17 protein-coding genes are annotated in these 17,565 nt (G+C 38.3%); 9 read left to right on the top strand and 8 right to left on the bottom strand.

The annotated features are described in order from the left end of the window. Positions 1-141: 141 nt before the first annotated feature. Positions 142-1,041 (bottom strand): EamA family transporter, encoded by a 900-nt coding sequence (locus B6A32_RS06925; RefSeq protein WP_085302277.1) that lies wholly within the window; start codon positions 1,039-1,041, stop codon positions 142-144. A 104-nt stretch (positions 1,042-1,145) separates the two neighbouring features. Here B6A32_RS06925 and B6A32_RS06920 point away from each other — a divergent pair, with 104 nt between their 5' ends. The 3 genes from B6A32_RS06920 (at position 1,146) to tadA (ending at position 3,536) form a co-directional block, all read left to right on the top strand. Then, positions 1,146-1,748, top strand: coding sequence for an XTP/dITP diphosphatase (locus B6A32_RS06920; protein ID WP_198946872.1), 603 nt, complete (start codon positions 1,146-1,148; stop codon positions 1,746-1,748). After that, complete coding sequence (gene hemW, locus B6A32_RS06915; protein WP_085302273.1) at positions 1,749-2,894, top strand: radical SAM family heme chaperone HemW; 1,146 nt, start codon at positions 1,749-1,751, stop codon at positions 2,892-2,894. It abuts the gene before it with no gap. 177 nt (positions 2,895-3,071) lie between these two features. Further along, a complete protein-coding gene (gene tadA, locus B6A32_RS06910; protein WP_233131347.1) occupies positions 3,072-3,536 on the top strand; it encodes a tRNA adenosine(34) deaminase TadA in 465 nt (154 codons plus the stop codon). A gap of 53 nt (positions 3,537-3,589) precedes the next feature. On the opposite strand, the gene B6A32_RS06905 is transcribed toward tadA, so the two are convergent. After that, positions 3,590-3,967: a hypothetical protein gene (locus B6A32_RS06905; protein WP_085302269.1), complete on the bottom strand. Its 378-nt coding sequence runs from the start codon at positions 3,965-3,967 to the stop codon at positions 3,590-3,592. 661 nt (positions 3,968-4,628) lie between these two features. Beyond that, positions 4,629-6,068 carry a membrane-bound lytic murein transglycosylase MltF gene (gene mltF / locus B6A32_RS06900; RefSeq protein ID WP_085302267.1) on the bottom strand — a complete coding sequence of 480 codons (1,440 nt, stop codon included), beginning with the start codon at positions 6,066-6,068 and terminating at the stop codon, positions 4,629-4,631. A 185-nt stretch (positions 6,069-6,253) separates the two neighbouring features. Between mltF and purL the strand changes: the two genes are divergently transcribed. The 3 genes from purL (at position 6,254) to B6A32_RS06885 (ending at position 11,612) form a co-directional block, all read left to right on the top strand. Beyond that, positions 6,254-10,204 (top strand): phosphoribosylformylglycinamidine synthase, encoded by a 3,951-nt coding sequence (gene purL / locus B6A32_RS06895; protein ID WP_085302391.1) that lies wholly within the window; start codon positions 6,254-6,256, stop codon positions 10,202-10,204. A gap of 270 nt (positions 10,205-10,474) precedes the next feature. Beyond that, positions 10,475-10,744 carry a hypothetical protein gene (locus B6A32_RS06890; RefSeq protein WP_085302265.1) on the top strand — a complete coding sequence of 90 codons (270 nt, stop codon included), beginning with the start codon at positions 10,475-10,477 and terminating at the stop codon, positions 10,742-10,744. Positions 10,745-10,937: 193 nt separating this feature from the next. Continuing rightward, on the top strand, positions 10,938-11,612 hold the full coding sequence (locus B6A32_RS06885) for a nitroreductase family protein (RefSeq protein ID WP_085302263.1): 675 nt from the start codon (positions 10,938-10,940) through the stop codon (positions 11,610-11,612). A 47-nt stretch (positions 11,613-11,659) separates the two neighbouring features. Here B6A32_RS06885 and B6A32_RS06880 read toward each other — a convergent pair whose 3' ends face one another. Next, positions 11,660-11,872, bottom strand: a complete 213-nt coding sequence (locus tag B6A32_RS06880) for a hypothetical protein (protein ID WP_085302260.1) — start codon at positions 11,870-11,872, stop codon at positions 11,660-11,662. Between the two features lie 9 nt (positions 11,873-11,881). Then, positions 11,882-12,229: a ribonuclease E inhibitor RraB gene (locus B6A32_RS06875; RefSeq protein WP_085302258.1), complete on the bottom strand. Its 348-nt coding sequence runs from the start codon at positions 12,227-12,229 to the stop codon at positions 11,882-11,884. A 216-nt stretch (positions 12,230-12,445) separates the two neighbouring features. Here B6A32_RS06875 and B6A32_RS06870 point away from each other — a divergent pair, with 216 nt between their 5' ends. Further along, positions 12,446-13,309: an RluA family pseudouridine synthase gene (locus tag B6A32_RS06870; RefSeq protein ID WP_085302256.1), complete on the top strand. Its 864-nt coding sequence runs from the start codon at positions 12,446-12,448 to the stop codon at positions 13,307-13,309. Positions 13,310-13,396: 87 nt separating this feature from the next. Here the strand turns inward: B6A32_RS06870 and dapA are convergent, their stop codons facing one another. From dapA to B6A32_RS06855, 3 genes are all read right to left on the bottom strand, one after another. Next, the gene (gene dapA / locus B6A32_RS06865; RefSeq protein ID WP_408607660.1) at positions 13,397-14,305 is read right to left on the bottom strand and encodes a 4-hydroxy-tetrahydrodipicolinate synthase; all 909 of its coding nucleotides are present in this window, start codon (positions 14,303-14,305) and stop codon (positions 13,397-13,399) included. Positions 14,306-14,367: 62 nt separating this feature from the next. Next, a complete protein-coding gene (locus B6A32_RS06860; protein WP_085302252.1) occupies positions 14,368-14,763 on the bottom strand; it encodes a hypothetical protein in 396 nt (131 codons plus the stop codon). Positions 14,764-14,802: 39 nt separating this feature from the next. Beyond that, a complete protein-coding gene (locus tag B6A32_RS06855) occupies positions 14,803-15,585 on the bottom strand; it encodes a type 2 periplasmic-binding domain-containing protein (protein ID WP_143327879.1) in 783 nt (260 codons plus the stop codon). A gap of 157 nt (positions 15,586-15,742) precedes the next feature. Between B6A32_RS06855 and B6A32_RS06850 the strand changes: the two genes are divergently transcribed. After that, on the top strand, positions 15,743-17,023 hold the full coding sequence (locus B6A32_RS06850; protein ID WP_085302389.1) for a CinA family nicotinamide mononucleotide deamidase-related protein: 1,281 nt from the start codon (positions 15,743-15,745) through the stop codon (positions 17,021-17,023). A 198-nt stretch (positions 17,024-17,221) separates the two neighbouring features. Beyond that, the gene (locus B6A32_RS06845) at positions 17,222-17,548 is read left to right on the top strand and encodes a hypothetical protein (protein WP_085302248.1); all 327 of its coding nucleotides are present in this window, start codon (positions 17,222-17,224) and stop codon (positions 17,546-17,548) included. Positions 17,549-17,565 lie beyond the last annotated feature (17 nt).

Here is a 17,565-nt window from a genome sequence, read left to right as displayed (position 1 = left end):
TGCTAATTAAAGGTTAAAAAGCATTAAAATTCCCAATGGCACTTTAGATAGTAAAGTGCCATTTTTTATGCTTATTCTCCCCTCAATATCATTCCTGATAAAAGCGTAAACTACACGCTTACCCTAAACTATTTTAAAATATTACCTGACTGATTTTAGTCTGAGTCTGCGATAGAGTTTACTACCCAAGGTATTAACCAATAAACCTAGCATAACAATAACAATGCCGAATATTTGCTGCGCTGACATTTGTTCATTCAGTAAAAGCGAGGCTGACATTATACCCACAATAGGCACACCTAAAGTTAACGGCGCCACTTGCCCTGCTGGGTAATTGGTTAATAAATAGCTCCATAAACTGTAACCTATCATCGACGCGGCAACAGCTAAGTAAAATAATACGAAAACACTTAAGCCATTTAAGTTTTGTAAACTATTGACTATGGCTACTTCGCCTTCTACCCAATAACTCGTAACAAAGAAAGGCACCATGGCTATCCAAGACGACCAAACAACTAAGCCAATATTTGCTCGATAACCTCGTTGATTTATTAGACGGTTAACCACATTACCTAAGCCCCAAGCTATGGCTGCGGCAATGGTTAAACTAAAACCAAGTAATGTCATACTATGGGCTTGGCCTGAGCTACCAATAATATACAAGCCACCACCAGCGATGAGCATGGCCAAGATTTGACTGTTTTTAATTTGTTCTTTTAGCATGAATAATGAAAATAATAAGGTAAACACCGCTTGCGACTGCAAAACTAATGAAGCCAACCCTGCCGGCATACCAAAAGCTAACGCTGAAAATAATAATGAAAACTGGCCAAAACACAAAGTTAGCGCATAAAGTGTCATCCATCGCCAGGGTATATTAGGCTTAGCAATAAACAAAGATCCCAGTAGTGCAACTAATAAGAATCGTAAGCCTCCCATTAATAGTGGCGGCATCGACTCTACACCCCAAGCGATAACGACAAAGTTAAAGCCCCAGATAAAAATAATAATTAAACCTATAAAGGTATCTTTTAACGACATACTGCCTCTGAGTTTTATTTAATTCGTGCTTAAGTGCTCCCTCTTTGTTGTAGATTAAGGTATTATGCGCGCCATTGTTATGATTAATTAATTCTAAGGTATTCGTGATGACCACCATTGTATTAGCGACCGGCAACCAAGGTAAAGTAAACGAGCTTGTCAGTTTGTTAGCGGCTCAAAATATTGAAATTAAACCCCAGAGCGAATTCAATGTTGGTGAAGTTGCTGAAACCGGCACCACCTTTGTAGAAAACGCGATAATTAAAGCACGCCATGCTGCAAAAGTTACCGGTTTACCTGCGATAGCCGATGACTCGGGTTTAGAAGTTGACGCTTTAAATGGTGCTCCTGGCGTTTATTCAGCCCGTTATGCCGGCGAAAACGCTAGTGATGATGATAATACCAACAAACTTTTAACTGCCTTAGAAAATGTAGCCGATGAACAACGCAGCGCTCGTTTTCATTGTGTGCTGGTTTACATGCGTCATGAAAATGATCCTACACCGCTTATTTGTCATGGTGTTTGGCAAGGCAGTATTGCCCGAGAAAAAATAGGCGAGCAAGGCTTTGGATACGACCCAGTGTTTTGGCAAGCTGATCATAAAATGACATCAGCGCAATTACCGCGAGATTTAAAAAACCAACTGAGTCACCGTGGCCAAGCCCTTAAAAAACTCGTCCCACAACTTTTAGAAGCCCTACGTTAAATGTTAATTGCACCACCACTTTCGTTATATATTCACATACCTTGGTGTGTTGAAAAGTGCCCTTATTGCGACTTTAATTCTCATGCTTTAAAGCACGCTATTCCTGAGCAAGACTATATTGCGCAGTTATTACTTGATCTTGACAGCGATATTGAACGCTTTAGCTTACATAACAGACCTTTGCATTCAATTTTTATTGGTGGTGGTACACCAAGCTTATTTTCAGCGCCGGCAATTGAACAGCTATTAACCGCAGTATTACAACGCTTTGAACATAAAGCCGATATTGAGATAACTTTAGAAGCTAACCCTGGCACTGTTGAAGCTGAAAAATTTATTGGCTTTTTTAATGGCGGTGTTTCAAGATTATCTATTGGCGTACAAAGCTTTGCCTCAGATAAATTAATAAAGCTTGGTAGAATACATGATAGCGAGCAAGCCAAAGTTGCAGCTAACCTAGCTAACGAGTGTGGCGTAAAAAGCTTCAATCTTGATTTAATGCATGGCTTACCCGACCAAACCGTAGCTCATGCCCTTGATGATTTAAAAACGGCGATTCGCTTAAATCCTAGCCATATCTCATGGTATCAGTTAACGATAGAGCCTAATACTGCATTCCACTCACGACCGCCTAAATTACCCCAAGATGAAGTGCTGTGGAGTATTCAAGACCAAGGCATTGCTTTGTTAAATGCTGCGGGTTATCAACAATATGAAATTTCTGCTTATAGTAAGCCTGAATTTCAATGCCAGCATAACCTTAACTATTGGCAGTTTGGCGACTACTTGGGTATTGGTTGTGGTGCGCACGGTAAAATTACCGATGTAACCAAAAAAACCATTTACCGCACGGTAAAAATAAAGCACCCCAAAGGCTATTTAGATACCAGTAGAAAAGCACTTGATCAGCTTAATACTGTTTCAGCACAAGAATTACCTTTTGAATACATGATGAACCGATTACGCTTATTTTCAGGTTTCTCATTGGATGAGTACCAAGCCTATACAGGGTTAAATATTGAGACAATTTTACCTACACTTTTAGAAGCTAAAGCTAAAAACTTAATGGAATTTGACGGTAAGCTGTGGTCGGTTAGCAAACTTGGCCACCGTTACCTTAACGACTTATTAGAAATGTTTTTATAACCTGCGATGACAAAAAATTTAACCATTAATCTCAACCCAAAAGATATAAGTCACGATAGTGACCTGTCTGACTCAAATCTTACTGAGTCAAAACTTACTGACTCAAAACTTACCGAGCAGTGCCTTTCTAAAAGTAGTATTGCTCAGGATAGTTTTTCTGCAGCAGACATTAAGTTTATGCGCCGCGCCATTGAGCTAGCTAACATTGCTGACAGCCATAATGAAATACCCGTTGGCGCTGTTATTGTTTGTAATGGTGAAATTGTCGGGGAAGGTTTTAACCAATCGATTATGAATAACGACCCTTCTGCCCATGCGGAAATGGTCGCCATTCGTGATGCCGGTAAAAAGTTACAAAATTATCGTCTGCTCGATTGCACGCTATACGTAACTTTAGAGCCCTGCCCTATGTGTGCAGGCTTATTAGTGCATAGCCGGATAAATCGCTTAGTATTTGCCAGTAAAGATTTAAAAACAGGTGCGGCAGGTAGTGCGTTTTCATTATTGAATCATGAAAAACATAATCATCAAGTGGTGGTGAACTCTGGCCTTTTAGCAAAAGAGTGTAGCAACATGCTTTCTGCTTTTTTTAAACGCAGAAGAGCAGAAAAAAAAGCAGAAAAGCTAGCGCGGAAAAAGTAACAATATAATTGAATATACCCGCTTCATTATTAATATATTAAATTAACAAAAAACTACAGACTTGCTAGCCAAGACTTTGCTGATTCAATATCATAAAATTCACGACGATTTTTACTTTCAAACATTGCAGGCTGTTCATTTTTTGCCATTTCTGCATAAATAGCGTGATGATAAACAGCAGCCCAAGCTATACAATTTTGTTTATTCACCCATGAAAGATACTCATTAGATATTTTATGCGCCGCAGGTGTGCTACCTTCATAGTCTATGCCATTGAACAATACAGCAAAGGCTTTGCCTTTCAAGCTGTCGACCTTGGCTTTTATTTGCAAACAAACTGACTTTGTTGCAAGTTCATTAAATGAGCCAATTAACGTAATGCTTAATAAATTATCTTTAAGGATAACTGAATAAACTCCATGTTCAACCATTTTTAAAAACACCTTACAAAATAAGGACTTAATTAAGTTTTGCCAAATATTTTTTAGATATAAAAGTCGTACTAATAAGTATTTATGACCTATTAATATATTTATAAATAATTTATTTTTCGACGCTTGCTCGAGAATATCAAGTTTTGATACTGATTTTTGTATTATAACTATTTAAGTAATTACTAAGCTGTTGTAAAAATGTAACTCAAGATTGGGGAACTAGAAAAACAAAAAGTGTAAAAAGTGTAAAAAGTGTAAAAAGTGTAAAAAGTGTAAAAAGTGTAAAAAGTGTAAAAAGTGTAAAAAGTAATGAGCTTAAACTTCAGTAGCTATTTCAACTATCTTGTAAAGTTTTTATAGTATCGACAGCGCTAGCACTATGAAAATGATCGGATGCAAATTGGGTATGACGTCGATTTGCTAACCTTATTTTGTGACGTTTTAAGGTTCTTTTTCTTTGATTACTAATAAAGCATCTCTTAAATTTCATATTAACCTCTTGCCTTGCATATAAACACCAAAACAGTAAAACCTCACTACATTAATTTTTTACGCTATTAATTAGCCGGAATGTAGCAAGTTCAGTTTTATTTTAATTAGTATCTCTTATGTTTATGACACTTTAATGAAATAAACTCAAACGCTATCATATCCCCTTTTAGTTTGCTTGTTCGTTCAAGGTAGCTAACTCTGTTTTCTGGGCAATTTGTTTCGCTTGATCATCCATCCAAGTTAAGGTGTCGTAATAACGGCGAATATTTTCAACATAATTAACCGGTTCATCACCTCGAGCGTAACCATAGCGCGTTTTTTTATAATATTTTTTCTGTTTAAGTAGTGGCAAACGCTCTTTTACTTCCACCCAACGGTCGGGATCGCCACCTTGTTGTTTAGTAATATTTCGCGCATCATTTAAATGCCCTAGCCCTATATTGTAGGAAGCTAAAGCAAACCATAATCTATCTGGAGAAGGCACTCTATCTGGCATTCGAGCTATCATTTGTTTGAAATATTTAGCGCCACCTCGGATACTTTGTTCAGCATCAAGTCGACTTTTAATACCCATTTGCTTTGCCGTTGGTAGCGTTAGCATCATCATGCCACGAACACCAGTGTAAGAACGAGCGTGAGGTTCCCAATGTGATTCTTGATAACTTATTGCCGCGAGTAAACGCCAATCAACGTCTTGACCATATTTTTCAAACAAAGGTTGATACTTAGGTAGCTTCTGCTCTATTGCTTTAATAAACATACGGGTATCAACATAATTAAATTCTTCTATGTGCCCGTAATGTTTATCATTTAATGCTAATAACACACCGTTATGATGCACTTGACCAAAGAACTCAATTAAGCTGGCAAAAATAGTGTCGTCATTATTTTTATTAATCATCCAGGCTAAAGATTCTTCTTTTAATATCGTAAAACCGATACTAATTTCAGGATAATATCTACGGCTAATTGCCAAGGTGTTGGTATCTGCGATGGTGTAGTCAATCTCATCTGAAAGTACACGCAGCAGAAGCTCTTCGCTATCAAGCTCACTGGTAGTCGACCAAACAAGCTCAGGATTAGAGATCTTTAATTGCGCTAAGCTCTCTACATGGCTAGATTGTTCAAGTACCTGTAACTTCCCCGTTAAATCGGCAAGCTTACGCGGTCTGATATTACCCTGTTTAAAAACTAGCTTTTGGCTTACGCTGTCATAACTTGGCGAAAAGTGATAGTTTTTCAAGCGACTTTCAGTAACCGCGAGTCCGGCAGCAAGAATATCGACGCTGCCATTATCGAGTTGTTGAAACAATTCATTTAAGTTGTAGCTCGGCATCATTTTTAATTCGACACCTAAAAACTGTGCATATTTTTGTGCTAGTTCATATTCAAAGCCAGCAGGCCCTTCAGCATCAAGATAATAGCTCGTATTGCCATAAAGCGTACCAACCGTTATGTAACCTCTATCAATAATTCTCTGTAAGTTTGCAGACGTCTCTTGGTTTTCACATGCGCTTAGCAAAACAATAAAGGGTAATAAAAACAAGGCTAATTGCTTTTTTACACTCACTTTATTGGCGAATAATTTTATTTGTTTTTTTATCATAATTGCTATTGTCACGTGAATTGAGATATTTAAAAAGCTATTTTTAATTTGGCGTGTATTCTGACCTCAAAAACTTGGCTTGAAAAGAGACAAATCGTTTCTATAATGAGCCTATTTAAACTATAATACGCGCGTTTTTTATCCTTAATTAATCTAACCCGGTGAAATAGACTATGTCGATGTTGATGAAAACCTTTCGTGGTGCACCAGCACTATCTGAATTTAGAGTAAACAAACTACTGAATCAGTGCTCAGAGCTGCAACTGCCCATTACGGATATCTATGCTGAGTTTACTCACTTCGCTCATATTTCCGAAGCTTTAAGTGATGATGAGTCTACTGTTTTAGCGCAATTACTTAAGTATGGACCAACCATTGAAGAACACGAACCTGTTGGCCAATTCCTCCTTGTAACACCTCGACCTGGCACTATTTCACCTTGGTCATCAAAGTCTACCGATATTGCAAACAACTGTGGTTTATCTAAAGTTATTCGTCTTGAACGCGGTTTATCTTATTATATTAGCACTGAAAACGCTGCGACTTTAACATCTGCCCAACAAACATCATTAAATAACTTGATTCATGACCGCATGATGGAAACTGTATTTACTGATACCACTGAAGCCACGGCATTATTTGCTAGTGCTGAACCCGGTGAACTAACCAGTATCGACATTGAAAATGGTGGAAAAAATGCGTTAGTTGCTGCCAATATTGATTTAGGCCTTGCCCTAGCTGACGACGAAGTTAATTACTTATTTGAAAACTTCACCAAGTTAGGCCGAAATCCTCACGACATTGAACTTTACATGTTTGCTCAAGCCAACTCTGAGCATTGTCGTCATAAAATATTTAACGCTGACTGGACTATCGATGGCGTTAAACAACCAAAATCATTATTTAAAATGATCCGTAACACGCATGAAGTGAACCCTGATTTTGTCTTAAGTGCCTACAAAGATAATGCTGCGGTTATGGTGGGTAATAAAGGCGGTCGTTTCTTCCCAAATTCAGAAACGAATGTTTACGGTTATCACCATGAAGACATTCAAATATTAATGAAGGTTGAAACCCATAACCACCCTACGGCTATTTCTCCTTATCCTGGTGCTGCAACAGGCTCTGGTGGTGAAATTCGTGATGAAGGCGCTACCGGCATTGGTTCAAAACCTAAAGCAGGCTTAGTCGGTTTTTCGGTTTCTAACTTACGTATTCCGGGTTTCGAACAACCATGGGAAACTGATTTTGGTAAACCCAACCGTATAGTTTCTGCTTTAGATATTATGACTGAAGGCCCATTGGGCGGTGCAGCATTTAACAATGAGTTTGGTCGCCCAGCTATTTTAGGCTATTTCCGTACTTACGAAGAACAAGTTAACTCGTTTAACGGCAGCGAAGTACGCGGATACCACAAACCTATTATGTTGGCTGGTGGTTTAGGTAACATTCGTGACGAACATGTGCAAAAGCGTGAGATTGTTGTTGGTGCTAATTTAATTGCCTTAGGTGGTCCAGCAATGAACATCGGCCTTGGTGGCGGCGCAGCTTCTTCAATGGCTTCAGGACAATCTGCTGAAAACTTAGATTTTGCTTCTGTACAACGTGAAAATCCAGAAATGGAACGTCGATGCCAAGAAGTTATCGACAAATGTTGGCAGCTAGGCGAAGAAAACCCTATCGCCTTTATTCATGATGTTGGCGCAGGTGGTTTATCAAACGCCTTCCCTGAGCTTGTTTCTGATGGCGGCCGTGGTGGTGTTTTTGAACTACGTAAAGTACCCAATGACGAGCGCAGCATGGCACCACATGAAATTTGGTGTAACGAATCACAAGAGCGTTATGTTATCGCGGTATCAGACAAGAACTTAGCCCGATTTGAACAAATATGCCAACGCGAACGTGCACCGTTTGCTGTCGTTGGTCGTGCCACAGAAGAAGAACATTTAACGGTTACTGATGAACACTTTGCCGGTAACGATAAACTCGCTACCCCCATTGATTTACCGCTTGATGTTTTATTAGGTAAAACCCCTAAAATATTTAAAGATGTTGAGTCAAAAATTGCCACTGGTGATAACTTTAGCGTTGCAGATATTACTCTAGCTGATGCCGCTGAACGTATATTATCTTTACCCACTGTGGCAGAGAAAACCTTCTTAATTACCATAGGTGATCGCTCAGTAACCGGTATGGTTAATCGCGACCAAATGGTTGGTCCTTGGCAAGTGCCAGTAGCTGATTGTGGCGTTACCGCTTCTGCGCTTGACTCTTATCATGGCGAAGCTATGTCGTTAGGCGAGCGTACACCAGTTGCTTTATTAAACTTTGGCGCATCAGCTCGTTTAGCCGTAGCAGAGTCGTTAACGAATATTGCCGGTACTGATATTGCGGGTGCTGACGGTGATAGATTAAACCGTATTAAACTTTCAGCTAACTGGATGTCGCCAGCAGGTCACCCAGGTGAAGATGCAGGCTTATATGAAGCCGTTAAAGCCATTGGTGAAGAGCTGTGTCCTGCGCTGGGGCTAACTATTCCTGTGGGTAAAGACTCAATGTCGATGAAAACCCAATGGGATGAAAATGGTGCGCAGAAATCTGTAACATCACCCATGTCGCTTATAATTACTGCCTTTGGTGCTGTTGAAGATATACGTAAAACCGTTACTCCTGAGCTAAGAATAGATCAAGGTGATACACGTTTAGTTGCTATTGACTTATCAAAAGGTAAAAACCGTTTAGGTGGTTCATGTTTAGCACAAGTTTATAAACAACTTGGTAAAGAAACCCCTGACGTTGATTGTCCTGAAACCTTGAAAAACTTCTTCAATGCTATGCAAACCTTAGTGCGTGATGAAAAGCTTATTGCCTATCATGACATTTCAGACGGCGGTTTATTTACCACGGTTGTAGAAATGGCGTTTGCTGGCCACACCGGTGTTGATATTGATTTAAGCAAACTTACTTCAGCGTCTGGTAACGATGTAGATGTTCTATTTAGTGAAGAGCTTGGTGCTGTAATACAAATTCGTGAAAGCGATGTTGATGCTATTCACGCAGTTTTTGCTAAGTTTGGTATTGAAGAATGTTGTACTGACATTGGCCGTATCAATAATGAAGACACTATCCGCTTTAGCCGCGATGGCGAAGTGGTATTAGAAAATTCACGTACTTACTACCGCACTACTTGGGCTAAAACTACCCATAAAATGCAATCGTTACGTGATAACCCTGAATGTGCACAGCAAGAACACGATGTTAAGTTTGATACTGAAGATCCTGGTCTAAACGCAGACTTAAGCTTTGATATTAACGAAGACATCGTAGCTGACTTAATGGCTAAAGATGCGCAAAATTCAACTAATCCACGCATTGCTATTTTACGCGAACAAGGTGTTAACTCGCATGTTGAAATGGCAGCAGCTTTTGATCGTGCTGGTTTTGTTGCTATCGATGTACATATGTCAGACATTTTATCGGGTCGTACAGACTTAGCCGACTTTAATGGCTTAGTGGCTTGTGGCGGTTTCTCATACGGTGATGTTTTAGGTGCTGGTGAAGGTTGGGCAAAATCAATATTGTTCAACAAAAATGCTAAAGCTATGTTCAAAACATTCTTTGAACGTGAAGATACTTTCTCACTAGGTGTTTGTAATGGCTGTCAAATGCTGTCAAACCTAAAAGAAATTATTCCGGGTTCAGAAGCTTGGCCACGCTTTGTTCAAAACAAATCAGAACGATTTGAAGCACGCTTTAGCTTGGTGGAAATACAAGAAACACCGTCTATCTTCTTTGAAGGTATGGCTGGTTCTCGTATGCCAATTGCAGTGTCTCACGGTGAAGGTCGTGCAGAGTTTAGCTCTGATGATGCTATTGATAACGCAAATGAGTCTGGTACTGTTGCCATACGTTATGTTGATAACTATGGACATATTACTGAAACCTACCCAGCGAACCCGAACGGTTCACCTGATGGTATTACCGCGCTTACTACTACAGATGGTCGTGTCACTATTATGATGCCACACCCTGAACGTGTATTTCGCACCGTTGCTAACTCATGGCACCCTGACGAATGGCAAGAAGATTCACCTTGGGTTCGTATGTTCCGCAACGCCCGTAAATTTATTGGCTAAGCAATGGTTGCTTGCCTTTAAATGTTAATGATGAAAAAAGCGCCTTTTGGCGCTTTTTTCTTATGTTACTTCTACTTATGCTACTTCTACTTATGCTACACACCTTTATTTTAATCATTGATATCTCACGCTTGCTATCACGACGACTACAAGCATAAAAACAAGCTAGACATTAAGACTTTTTAGTATGCTAATTTTGGATATAAAAGCGCCCAAGCATTATCAATTTATATATTATAATGTGCAGCTACCTTACTAACAGTGATCAGCATGCATATTGTGAAAGCTTCTATACAATCCGAAAGTTTATTAATATTGTTTATTTTGTGGCTAAGAATTGTATTAAGTTATTGCGTAGTTGGTGCTGTGCTAGTGACATTGAGTGCGGCTTATTTTCAAGAGATACATATTGCTCTTGTTATTTCAATTATGTTTTCCTCATTTATTATAGGAGTTTTTTCTGCTGAAAAAGCTCGTCGTAGAACAGGTTTAAAGCAATACAAAATACAGCTAAATCAACAAGCGCATTTACATTACTAATACCTCGAATAAAATCGGATTAACGGCTTTCTTACTTCTCCTACATCGAACAACAACACCATTAAATTATGGGCGCTCTATCACAATTCTAAAGTTTATAATGGCCTAAGTCTTCACCCTTAATTCCTCCGATAGGCTTGCTTTTTTAATCACTTTATCGATATTCTATAGAAAAATAAGAATAGGAATATCCATGCAAGATCATGACTCATCGCCGCTAAGCGATTATATCGAATACCCAAGCGAAGAAATGTTACAGCGCTCAGCTGACTTTTACGAAAATATTAAACGCCGCCATAGTATCCGTAGCTTTAGTGACCGCCCTGTCGCTAAAGAAATTATAGAAAACTGTATTAAAGCAGCAGGTACTGCGCCGAACGGGGCCAATCATCAACCTTGGCATTTTGTTGCTATTAGTGATCAAAATGTTAAACAACAGATACGCCAGCAAGCAGAAATTCATGAAAGTAACTTTTATCAAGGGCGAGCTAGTGATGAGTGGCTTGATGCATTGAAACCACTAGGTACAGATGCTAATAAACCATATTTAGAGCATGCACCTTGGCTGATTGCTATTTTTAGTGAGAAAAAAGGCGGTATTGCCATTGAAGATAAAAATACCAATTATTATGTTCATGAGTCGGTTGGAATTGCTACAGGTTTTTTAATTAATGCTTTGCATTCTAGTGGGCTAGTTACGTTAACGCATACGCCGAAACCGATGTCATTTTTAAGCAAAATTTGTAATCGCGATGACAACAGTCGCCCTTATATGCTTATAATTGCTGGCTACCCAAGTGAAGATGCCACAGTGCCACACCATGCAACAACCAAGAAAGCTTTGGCTGATATTGCCACTTTTCTTTAATTAGTTATAATAATTAATATGTAAAGCGCCAGCCATTATTTAGCGCTTTACATTACAAAGTCTAATGCGATATCAGTACAGCCTTTCGCACAAAATAGCCCTGTTGTTTTCTTGTCTTCTGGCAAGCTGACGCGAATAGGCGTACCACATTGCGTACATGCTATTTCTCGCCCTGCTAGCACTTTTTTAATTAAAGCTTTTTGATCGTTAAATGATTTAGCACTTAGACTTTTTAATCGCTTAAATTGCTGTTCATCCATTATATAGCCTTATTTACTCGAATCGACACAGTACCAGCCGTCGTACTTACCTGAAAATGGTGTCGCGCTAGTCATAAGTAGCTCTTGATAAGCGGCAATATTTTCATAACTGGCTGACATATAAGGGTAAGCCGTTATTTCCCAAGGAAACTTGTCATCGCCTTGGTAAGGACAAAAAGATAACTTCTGATTATTTTCTAATAGTAGTTGACCAAATTTTAACGCTTGTTCTTCACTCGGAAAAATTATAGAAAATTCAAACTCTCTTTCTACGTTTAAATCATCACCACCGGTTAACATATCCCATAAGGCATTACCGACATTATCAAGAGGAAATAACGTTTCATTACGTTGCATAGTTTGTTCTCGCCTTAATCTTTTGTTGTTTCATTTTATGTATTCTAGGTCGGTATTTTATCTTTCTCTGTCGTTAAAAACCAATTCCATTTGCGCTAAATTAAATTAATATCGATTTTTAAGTGAATATATTCAGCAGATGATGCTTTTTGTCATGCCCATTCAGTCTATAAACTTGCTAAACTAGCGTGTCATTATTTATCGAGTAGCTTAGATTTGAAAAAGTTTGAATGTCATATCAATATTGATAGCGAAATTAATATCATTGAAGCACTACAAATTCAATGTGATTTAACAGTGAGTGAAATTAAAAAGTCGATCGATAAAGGTGCTTTATGGCATAGCCGTGGTAAAAGTACTCAGCGCTGTCGTCGCGTGAAAAAAAAGCTGCAACTCAATGATAAATTGCACTTTTATTATGATGAAAATGTTTTATCAAAACGACCAACACCGGCAACTCTCATTGCTGATTTAACTCACTACAGTGTTTGGTATAAGCCTTATGGTATGTTATCTCAAGGCTCTAAATGGAGTGACCATTGCACCATAACTCGCTGGGCACAAAAGAACTTACAACCCGAGCGTGCGGTATTTTCTGTTCATCGCTTAGATCGCGCTGCCACGGGGTTAATTTTAGTCGCACACACGAAAAAAGCCGCTCAAGCATTAAGTTTGCTGTTTGAACAACATCAAATTGAAAAAACATATCATATTATTGTGCGTGGCGATCACCAACAACGCCCACAACCTGAAACAGTCGATACGCAGGTTGACGGTAAATCAGCTCGAAGTCATTTTCTTTGTCTTGAATATAATCAGCAAAGAGATTGGTCATTACTGAAAGTAAATATTGAGTCGGGTCGCAAACATCAAATTCGTATCCATGCTGCAAGTATTGGCCAAGGTGTTGTTGGTGACAGATTACATGGTAAAGCTTCAGAGCTAAATGCCCTTGATGACAGAAACCAAGACATTGATCTCCAACTGTGCGCCGTAGAGTTAACATTTATCTGTCCAATACAACAAGTTAAGCTAAATTTTTCAGTACCTGAAGCGTTACGACCGCAATTAGAGCGATAATTTAGTACTTGGCAAGAATGTTTTAGAAACAAAAACGCCGCTCTGATTAAGGTAGCGGCGCTAAAAAATTTTATTGTTTTTTAATTATTAACAGCAATACGTAAAATCGTTATCTGCCATTAGCATCAGTTTATCACCAACTAATTCATCACTTGCTATTTCTGTCAGTAGCGCTAAACCTTGTTCACGTTGAATCTTAGTTAGTGCTTTATATGGCATTCTAAAAATTGGCGCTACCGCGCCAGTCATCATTAATGCGGTGTTAATTGCAATAGGATTAGGTTCACTAAACAGCCATTGCATTAGTGGTTCCATGCGTTGCTGCAAACTATCATTAGGTGTATCCATTAACTGTCTCATTAAACTCGGTACGATATTCGATGTAACAGAAATAACACCATGCGAGCCATGCTTATGACGCCCTGCTGCACTTTCATCATCGTTACCTGACCAACAAGCTATGCCTCGCTCTTCATAATAAGCAATGCGTTCATTACCGGTACACTCTTTAACGCCAATAAAGTTTTTGTGCTTTGATAACGGTTCAATTATATCAGGCGTTAAATCTTGTCCTGTACGGCCAGGCACGTTATAAATAAATGCAGGCCCAATATCGAGTAACTTGCCAAAATGTGCAGCTACGCCCGCACTTGAACTACGGCCATAATAAGGATTAATTTGTAATGTTGCATCCATACCTGCAGCGAAACCATATTGGGTGGCTTTAATTGCTTCGCGTGTATTATTGCTACCGGTATTGCCAATAATAAGTAAATCTTTACCATGCTTGTGAACACTATGCGCAATAAGAATTAAATGTTCTTCCCAAGTTAATAAGTGCCCTTCACCTGTTGTTCCGCCAACTATAATGCCATCAACACCTGCTTTAACCTGTTCAGCGACTAATTGGTCATAGGTATTAAAATCTATATCGCCTTTAGCATTAAATGGCGTTTTAATTGCCGTCATTAAACTGGCTGCTTTAAATTGCTTCATCGGAACTCTCAAAATGATTAATGGAAACTGAAATGTAAGAAGGCGCTTATGTCACTCGTACTTTAACTGAGCGCAATATTATCAATAACTCGGCGCAGGATAAACACTTCATTACTTATGATATGTTGATATTCGAAAATTTGACTGTTTAAATTTAAAACTCGATATGCATGATAATTATCATCATGCTCTAAATCTGCAGCATAATGTGCTTCATTAATAAATTCACTTTTACTTATGGTGAAGTGAATATCTCCAACCAACCCCCAGTCACCTGACTCGACCGACTGCTCTGAAACGTTGCCATGGTCATCATGTTGAATAAACGTAAATTCATAACGACCATCCGATGAAATTTCGGCAAATTCTGTAAATAAATGGCCGTCATCATCTCGATCACTGCGATACCATTTACCAATCAGAAGTGCTCGATTATACAACTGTGAATTATTGCTCATTTTATCAACGTCTTATTAATTTAACTAAGGAAGAAAACTTTAATTGGCTAGAGCTTCAATTATACCGTATTTACGCTTTAGTTCAGCTATTTGTTTACTATGGGTATTTAAAAACTCATTAAATTCTTGCAGGATTTCAGGGTGTAGGATAGTAGAAAAGTGAAAAGCATATCGTTCATGTTTAGCCTGCAAGTTCAAAACAATTTCATCTTTCTCCCTTCCCATCCCCTTAAGCACATGATCTATTACATTTTTCTCAATATTTATGGCATCTAAGTTACCATGTAAAAGATGCTTAACTAAGCTAAAAGTAGACTTCGATTCCACGATTTCAATCGAGTTATTTCGCACACGCTCAACCCAAAGCGTAGGATAAAAGCCATACATTGTACCTAAACGCTTTATCGCTTGTTCTGGTAAATTTCTATTTTTTTTCAGTACATAGCTACCCGAGGTTAAATGTAAAATAGGCTTGCTATAGCTTATATTTAACTTTTTACTTTCTGCTGATCGCCAACGCACATTGTCTGGAAACTTAAAATCTATACTTTCTTCAGCAAACCACTTGTCGAACCGTTTCACGGGTAATGAAACGAATTGAAACTTGTAACCATGCTGCTGAAAAAAAGTACTGAGTAACTCTTTCGAAAAACTTTTTTGATTAGATTGCTTTGCAGAAAAATCATAAAATGGGTAATAACTAACATCTTCAACACCTATTATGTATTCTTTTGCGTGTAACTTATCACTCACGCAAACAGAAAGCATAACCAAGTAAATTGATAGCGTAAATATCGACCACCCGTTAAAAGATTTTGTCACTTGTATACCTAACTTGTGAGTTTTAATGAATCTAATAATCATAATGCATATTGTTGTCGGTGTAAAAAACAGACAAGTTAATAAATAAAAATTACTGCGCAATTCAGCTATTTTTTCGTTAACATAAAGCATGAGTATAATTGAATTTTGGAGCAGTATGGCTAAGCAAGTGAATTTATTGTTAACGGGTGACGAATTAATGAATGGTGATGTTATCGACACTAACTCACTCATGTTTGCTGAACAGCTTAACGATATTGGCTTAACAATTAGAAAAAAAGTGACTATTGCTGATGACTTAGCGCTTTTACAAGCAGAAATCACTAAACTAAGTCAATCTGGCGACATTCTTATTATTAACGGCGGCCTTGGCCCAACGGTAGACGACCTCACTTCACAAGCTTTAGCACTAGCATGTAACGTTGAGCTTGAATTAAATTCAAAGGCACACCTCCATTTAAAAAACTGGGCACAGCGAAGACAAACCACGCTGAACAAGCCAAACTTAAAACAAGCTTATCTACCTTTGGGATGCGATATTATTGCCAATGAAACAGGTAGTGCTGTAGGGTTTAGCATGGTTTTAAATCAATGCCTTATTTTATGTACTCCTGGCGTACCAAGCGAATTAACTCATATGTTAAAAGATGAGATAATCCCTACTTTAAAAACATTATTTCCTGATTCGACTACGTTTAATATGTCTCGTATGCAGACTTTTGGATTAGGTGAATCTACGTTACAAGCTCTTATAAATGACAAAATGCCCAATTGGCCAAAAGAAATAGCTATTGGCTTTAGAGCAGCAATGCCACTTTTAGAAGTTAAATTAAGTGTTCAAGGTACACAAGAGCAAACAATTCTAGCTGAGTGGCAAAGTAAACTGAGCTTGTTGATGGGTGATCATGTTTTAGGTTTAGGAAAAAATAACAACACCACTATCGCAGAATATGTCGTACCTCTGCTAGCTCAAACAAAACAAAAAATCACGGTGGCTGAGTCTTGCACAGGTGGGTTAATTGCCAGTCAAATTACCGCAATACCAGGTTCCTCTGCCGTGTTTGAAGCGGGTTTTATTACTTACTCAAATAGCATGAAAACAAAGCTGCTTAATGTGCCTAACCAAACGTTAGTAAATTATGGCGCAGTAAGTAAACAAACGGTGTTAGCTATGGCTGAAGGCGCATTAGAACAATCAAGTGCTGATTTCGTTATTGCTGTTTCTGGTATAGCAGGGCCTGATGGCGGAACAGCAGAAAAGCCCGTAGGTTCAGTTTGGATAGCTTGGGGTGGGAAGCACACTTTACAGGCAAAGTATTACTGCATTCCTGTAGCTAGAAAGTACTTTCAACAACTGGTTGCTGCTAGAAGCTTAGATTTAATTCGAAGACTTTTAATCAACAGTGAAGAAAGCCCAAACTATAACCGAGTAAATTAAACAAATACCTGAAACGGATAAAGATAAAGTTTTTATATTGCTTAGTAATTCAATTGTTTATATATTTAGTAATAAGGATACATGGGTAGTTCAAGTTTATTATTAACAATAAATGGTCATCGTCAATTAGATAAATTTAAAGTGTGCTTAAGCCGTTAAAGAGTGCGTAGAAACCGATTTAACATAAAGGAGAATACTTTGAACGAAAAGAACTTTATCACTAGTGGTAGAAATACCATTATTCACAAAAATAGAAAGTTTGATTTACTTGTTGTTAATGGAAATCACCCTGTGGTGATAGTAGGTCATGCGAGTATCGAACTATATAATGGCGTAATGCCCGTTAAGCGCTCTGAAGCAAAAAAAGCTTACCAAGAGCTAGTAGATGTTAGTATGGCTGAAGTCTTCGGCGAAGAAAAAACGTTAATATTTGTTCAAGCCTTAGATAACAAAGAATATAAACTAGATTATTCAAAAGTAGGCACAATAAATTTTATAAAAGTTCATCAGCAAAATTACATATAGAAACGATGACACTATGC

Origin of the sequence: Colwellia polaris, assembly GCF_002104515.1 — a bacterium.
In the GTDB taxonomy this organism is placed as follows: Bacteria; Pseudomonadota; Gammaproteobacteria; order Enterobacterales; family Alteromonadaceae; genus Cognaticolwellia; species Cognaticolwellia polaris.
The sequence above is the reverse complement of the archived record's forward strand: the minus strand, read 5'-3'. Positions and strand labels throughout refer to the sequence as shown.

What these genes read in the sequence shown, in the direction of transcription:
- B6A32_RS06905 (WP_085302269.1), bottom strand. Translation starts at nt 3,967, where the DNA reads ATGGTTGAACATGGAGTTTATTCAGTTATCCTTAAAGATAATTTATTA.
- dapA (WP_408607660.1), bottom strand. Translation starts at nt 14,305, where the DNA reads ATGAAGCAATTTAAAGCAGCCAGTTTAATGACGGCAATTAAAACGCCA.
- B6A32_RS06885 (WP_085302263.1), top strand. Translation starts at nt 10,938, where the DNA reads ATGCAAGATCATGACTCATCGCCGCTAAGCGATTATATCGAATACCCA.
- purL (WP_085302391.1), top strand. Translation starts at nt 6,254, where the DNA reads ATGAAAACCTTTCGTGGTGCACCAGCACTATCTGAATTTAGAGTAAAC.
- B6A32_RS06875 (WP_085302258.1), bottom strand. Translation starts at nt 12,229, where the DNA reads ATGCAACGTAATGAAACGTTATTTCCTCTTGATAATGTCGGTAATGCC.
- hemW (WP_085302273.1), top strand. Translation starts at nt 1,749, where the DNA reads ATGTTAATTGCACCACCACTTTCGTTATATATTCACATACCTTGGTGT.
- B6A32_RS06850 (WP_085302389.1), top strand. Translation starts at nt 15,743, where the DNA reads ATGGCTAAGCAAGTGAATTTATTGTTAACGGGTGACGAATTAATGAAT.
- mltF (WP_085302267.1), bottom strand. Translation starts at nt 6,068, where the DNA reads ATGATAAAAAAACAAATAAAATTATTCGCCAATAAAGTGAGTGTAAAA.
- B6A32_RS06860 (WP_085302252.1), bottom strand. Translation starts at nt 14,763, where the DNA reads ATGAGCAATAATTCACAGTTGTATAATCGAGCACTTCTGATTGGTAAA.
- B6A32_RS06925 (WP_085302277.1), bottom strand. Translation starts at nt 1,041, where the DNA reads ATGTCGTTAAAAGATACCTTTATAGGTTTAATTATTATTTTTATCTGG.
- B6A32_RS06890 (WP_085302265.1), top strand. Translation starts at nt 10,475, where the DNA reads ATGCATATTGTGAAAGCTTCTATACAATCCGAAAGTTTATTAATATTG.
- tadA (WP_233131347.1), top strand. Translation starts at nt 3,072, where the DNA reads ATGCGCCGCGCCATTGAGCTAGCTAACATTGCTGACAGCCATAATGAA.
- B6A32_RS06880 (WP_085302260.1), bottom strand. Translation starts at nt 11,872, where the DNA reads ATGGATGAACAGCAATTTAAGCGATTAAAAAGTCTAAGTGCTAAATCA.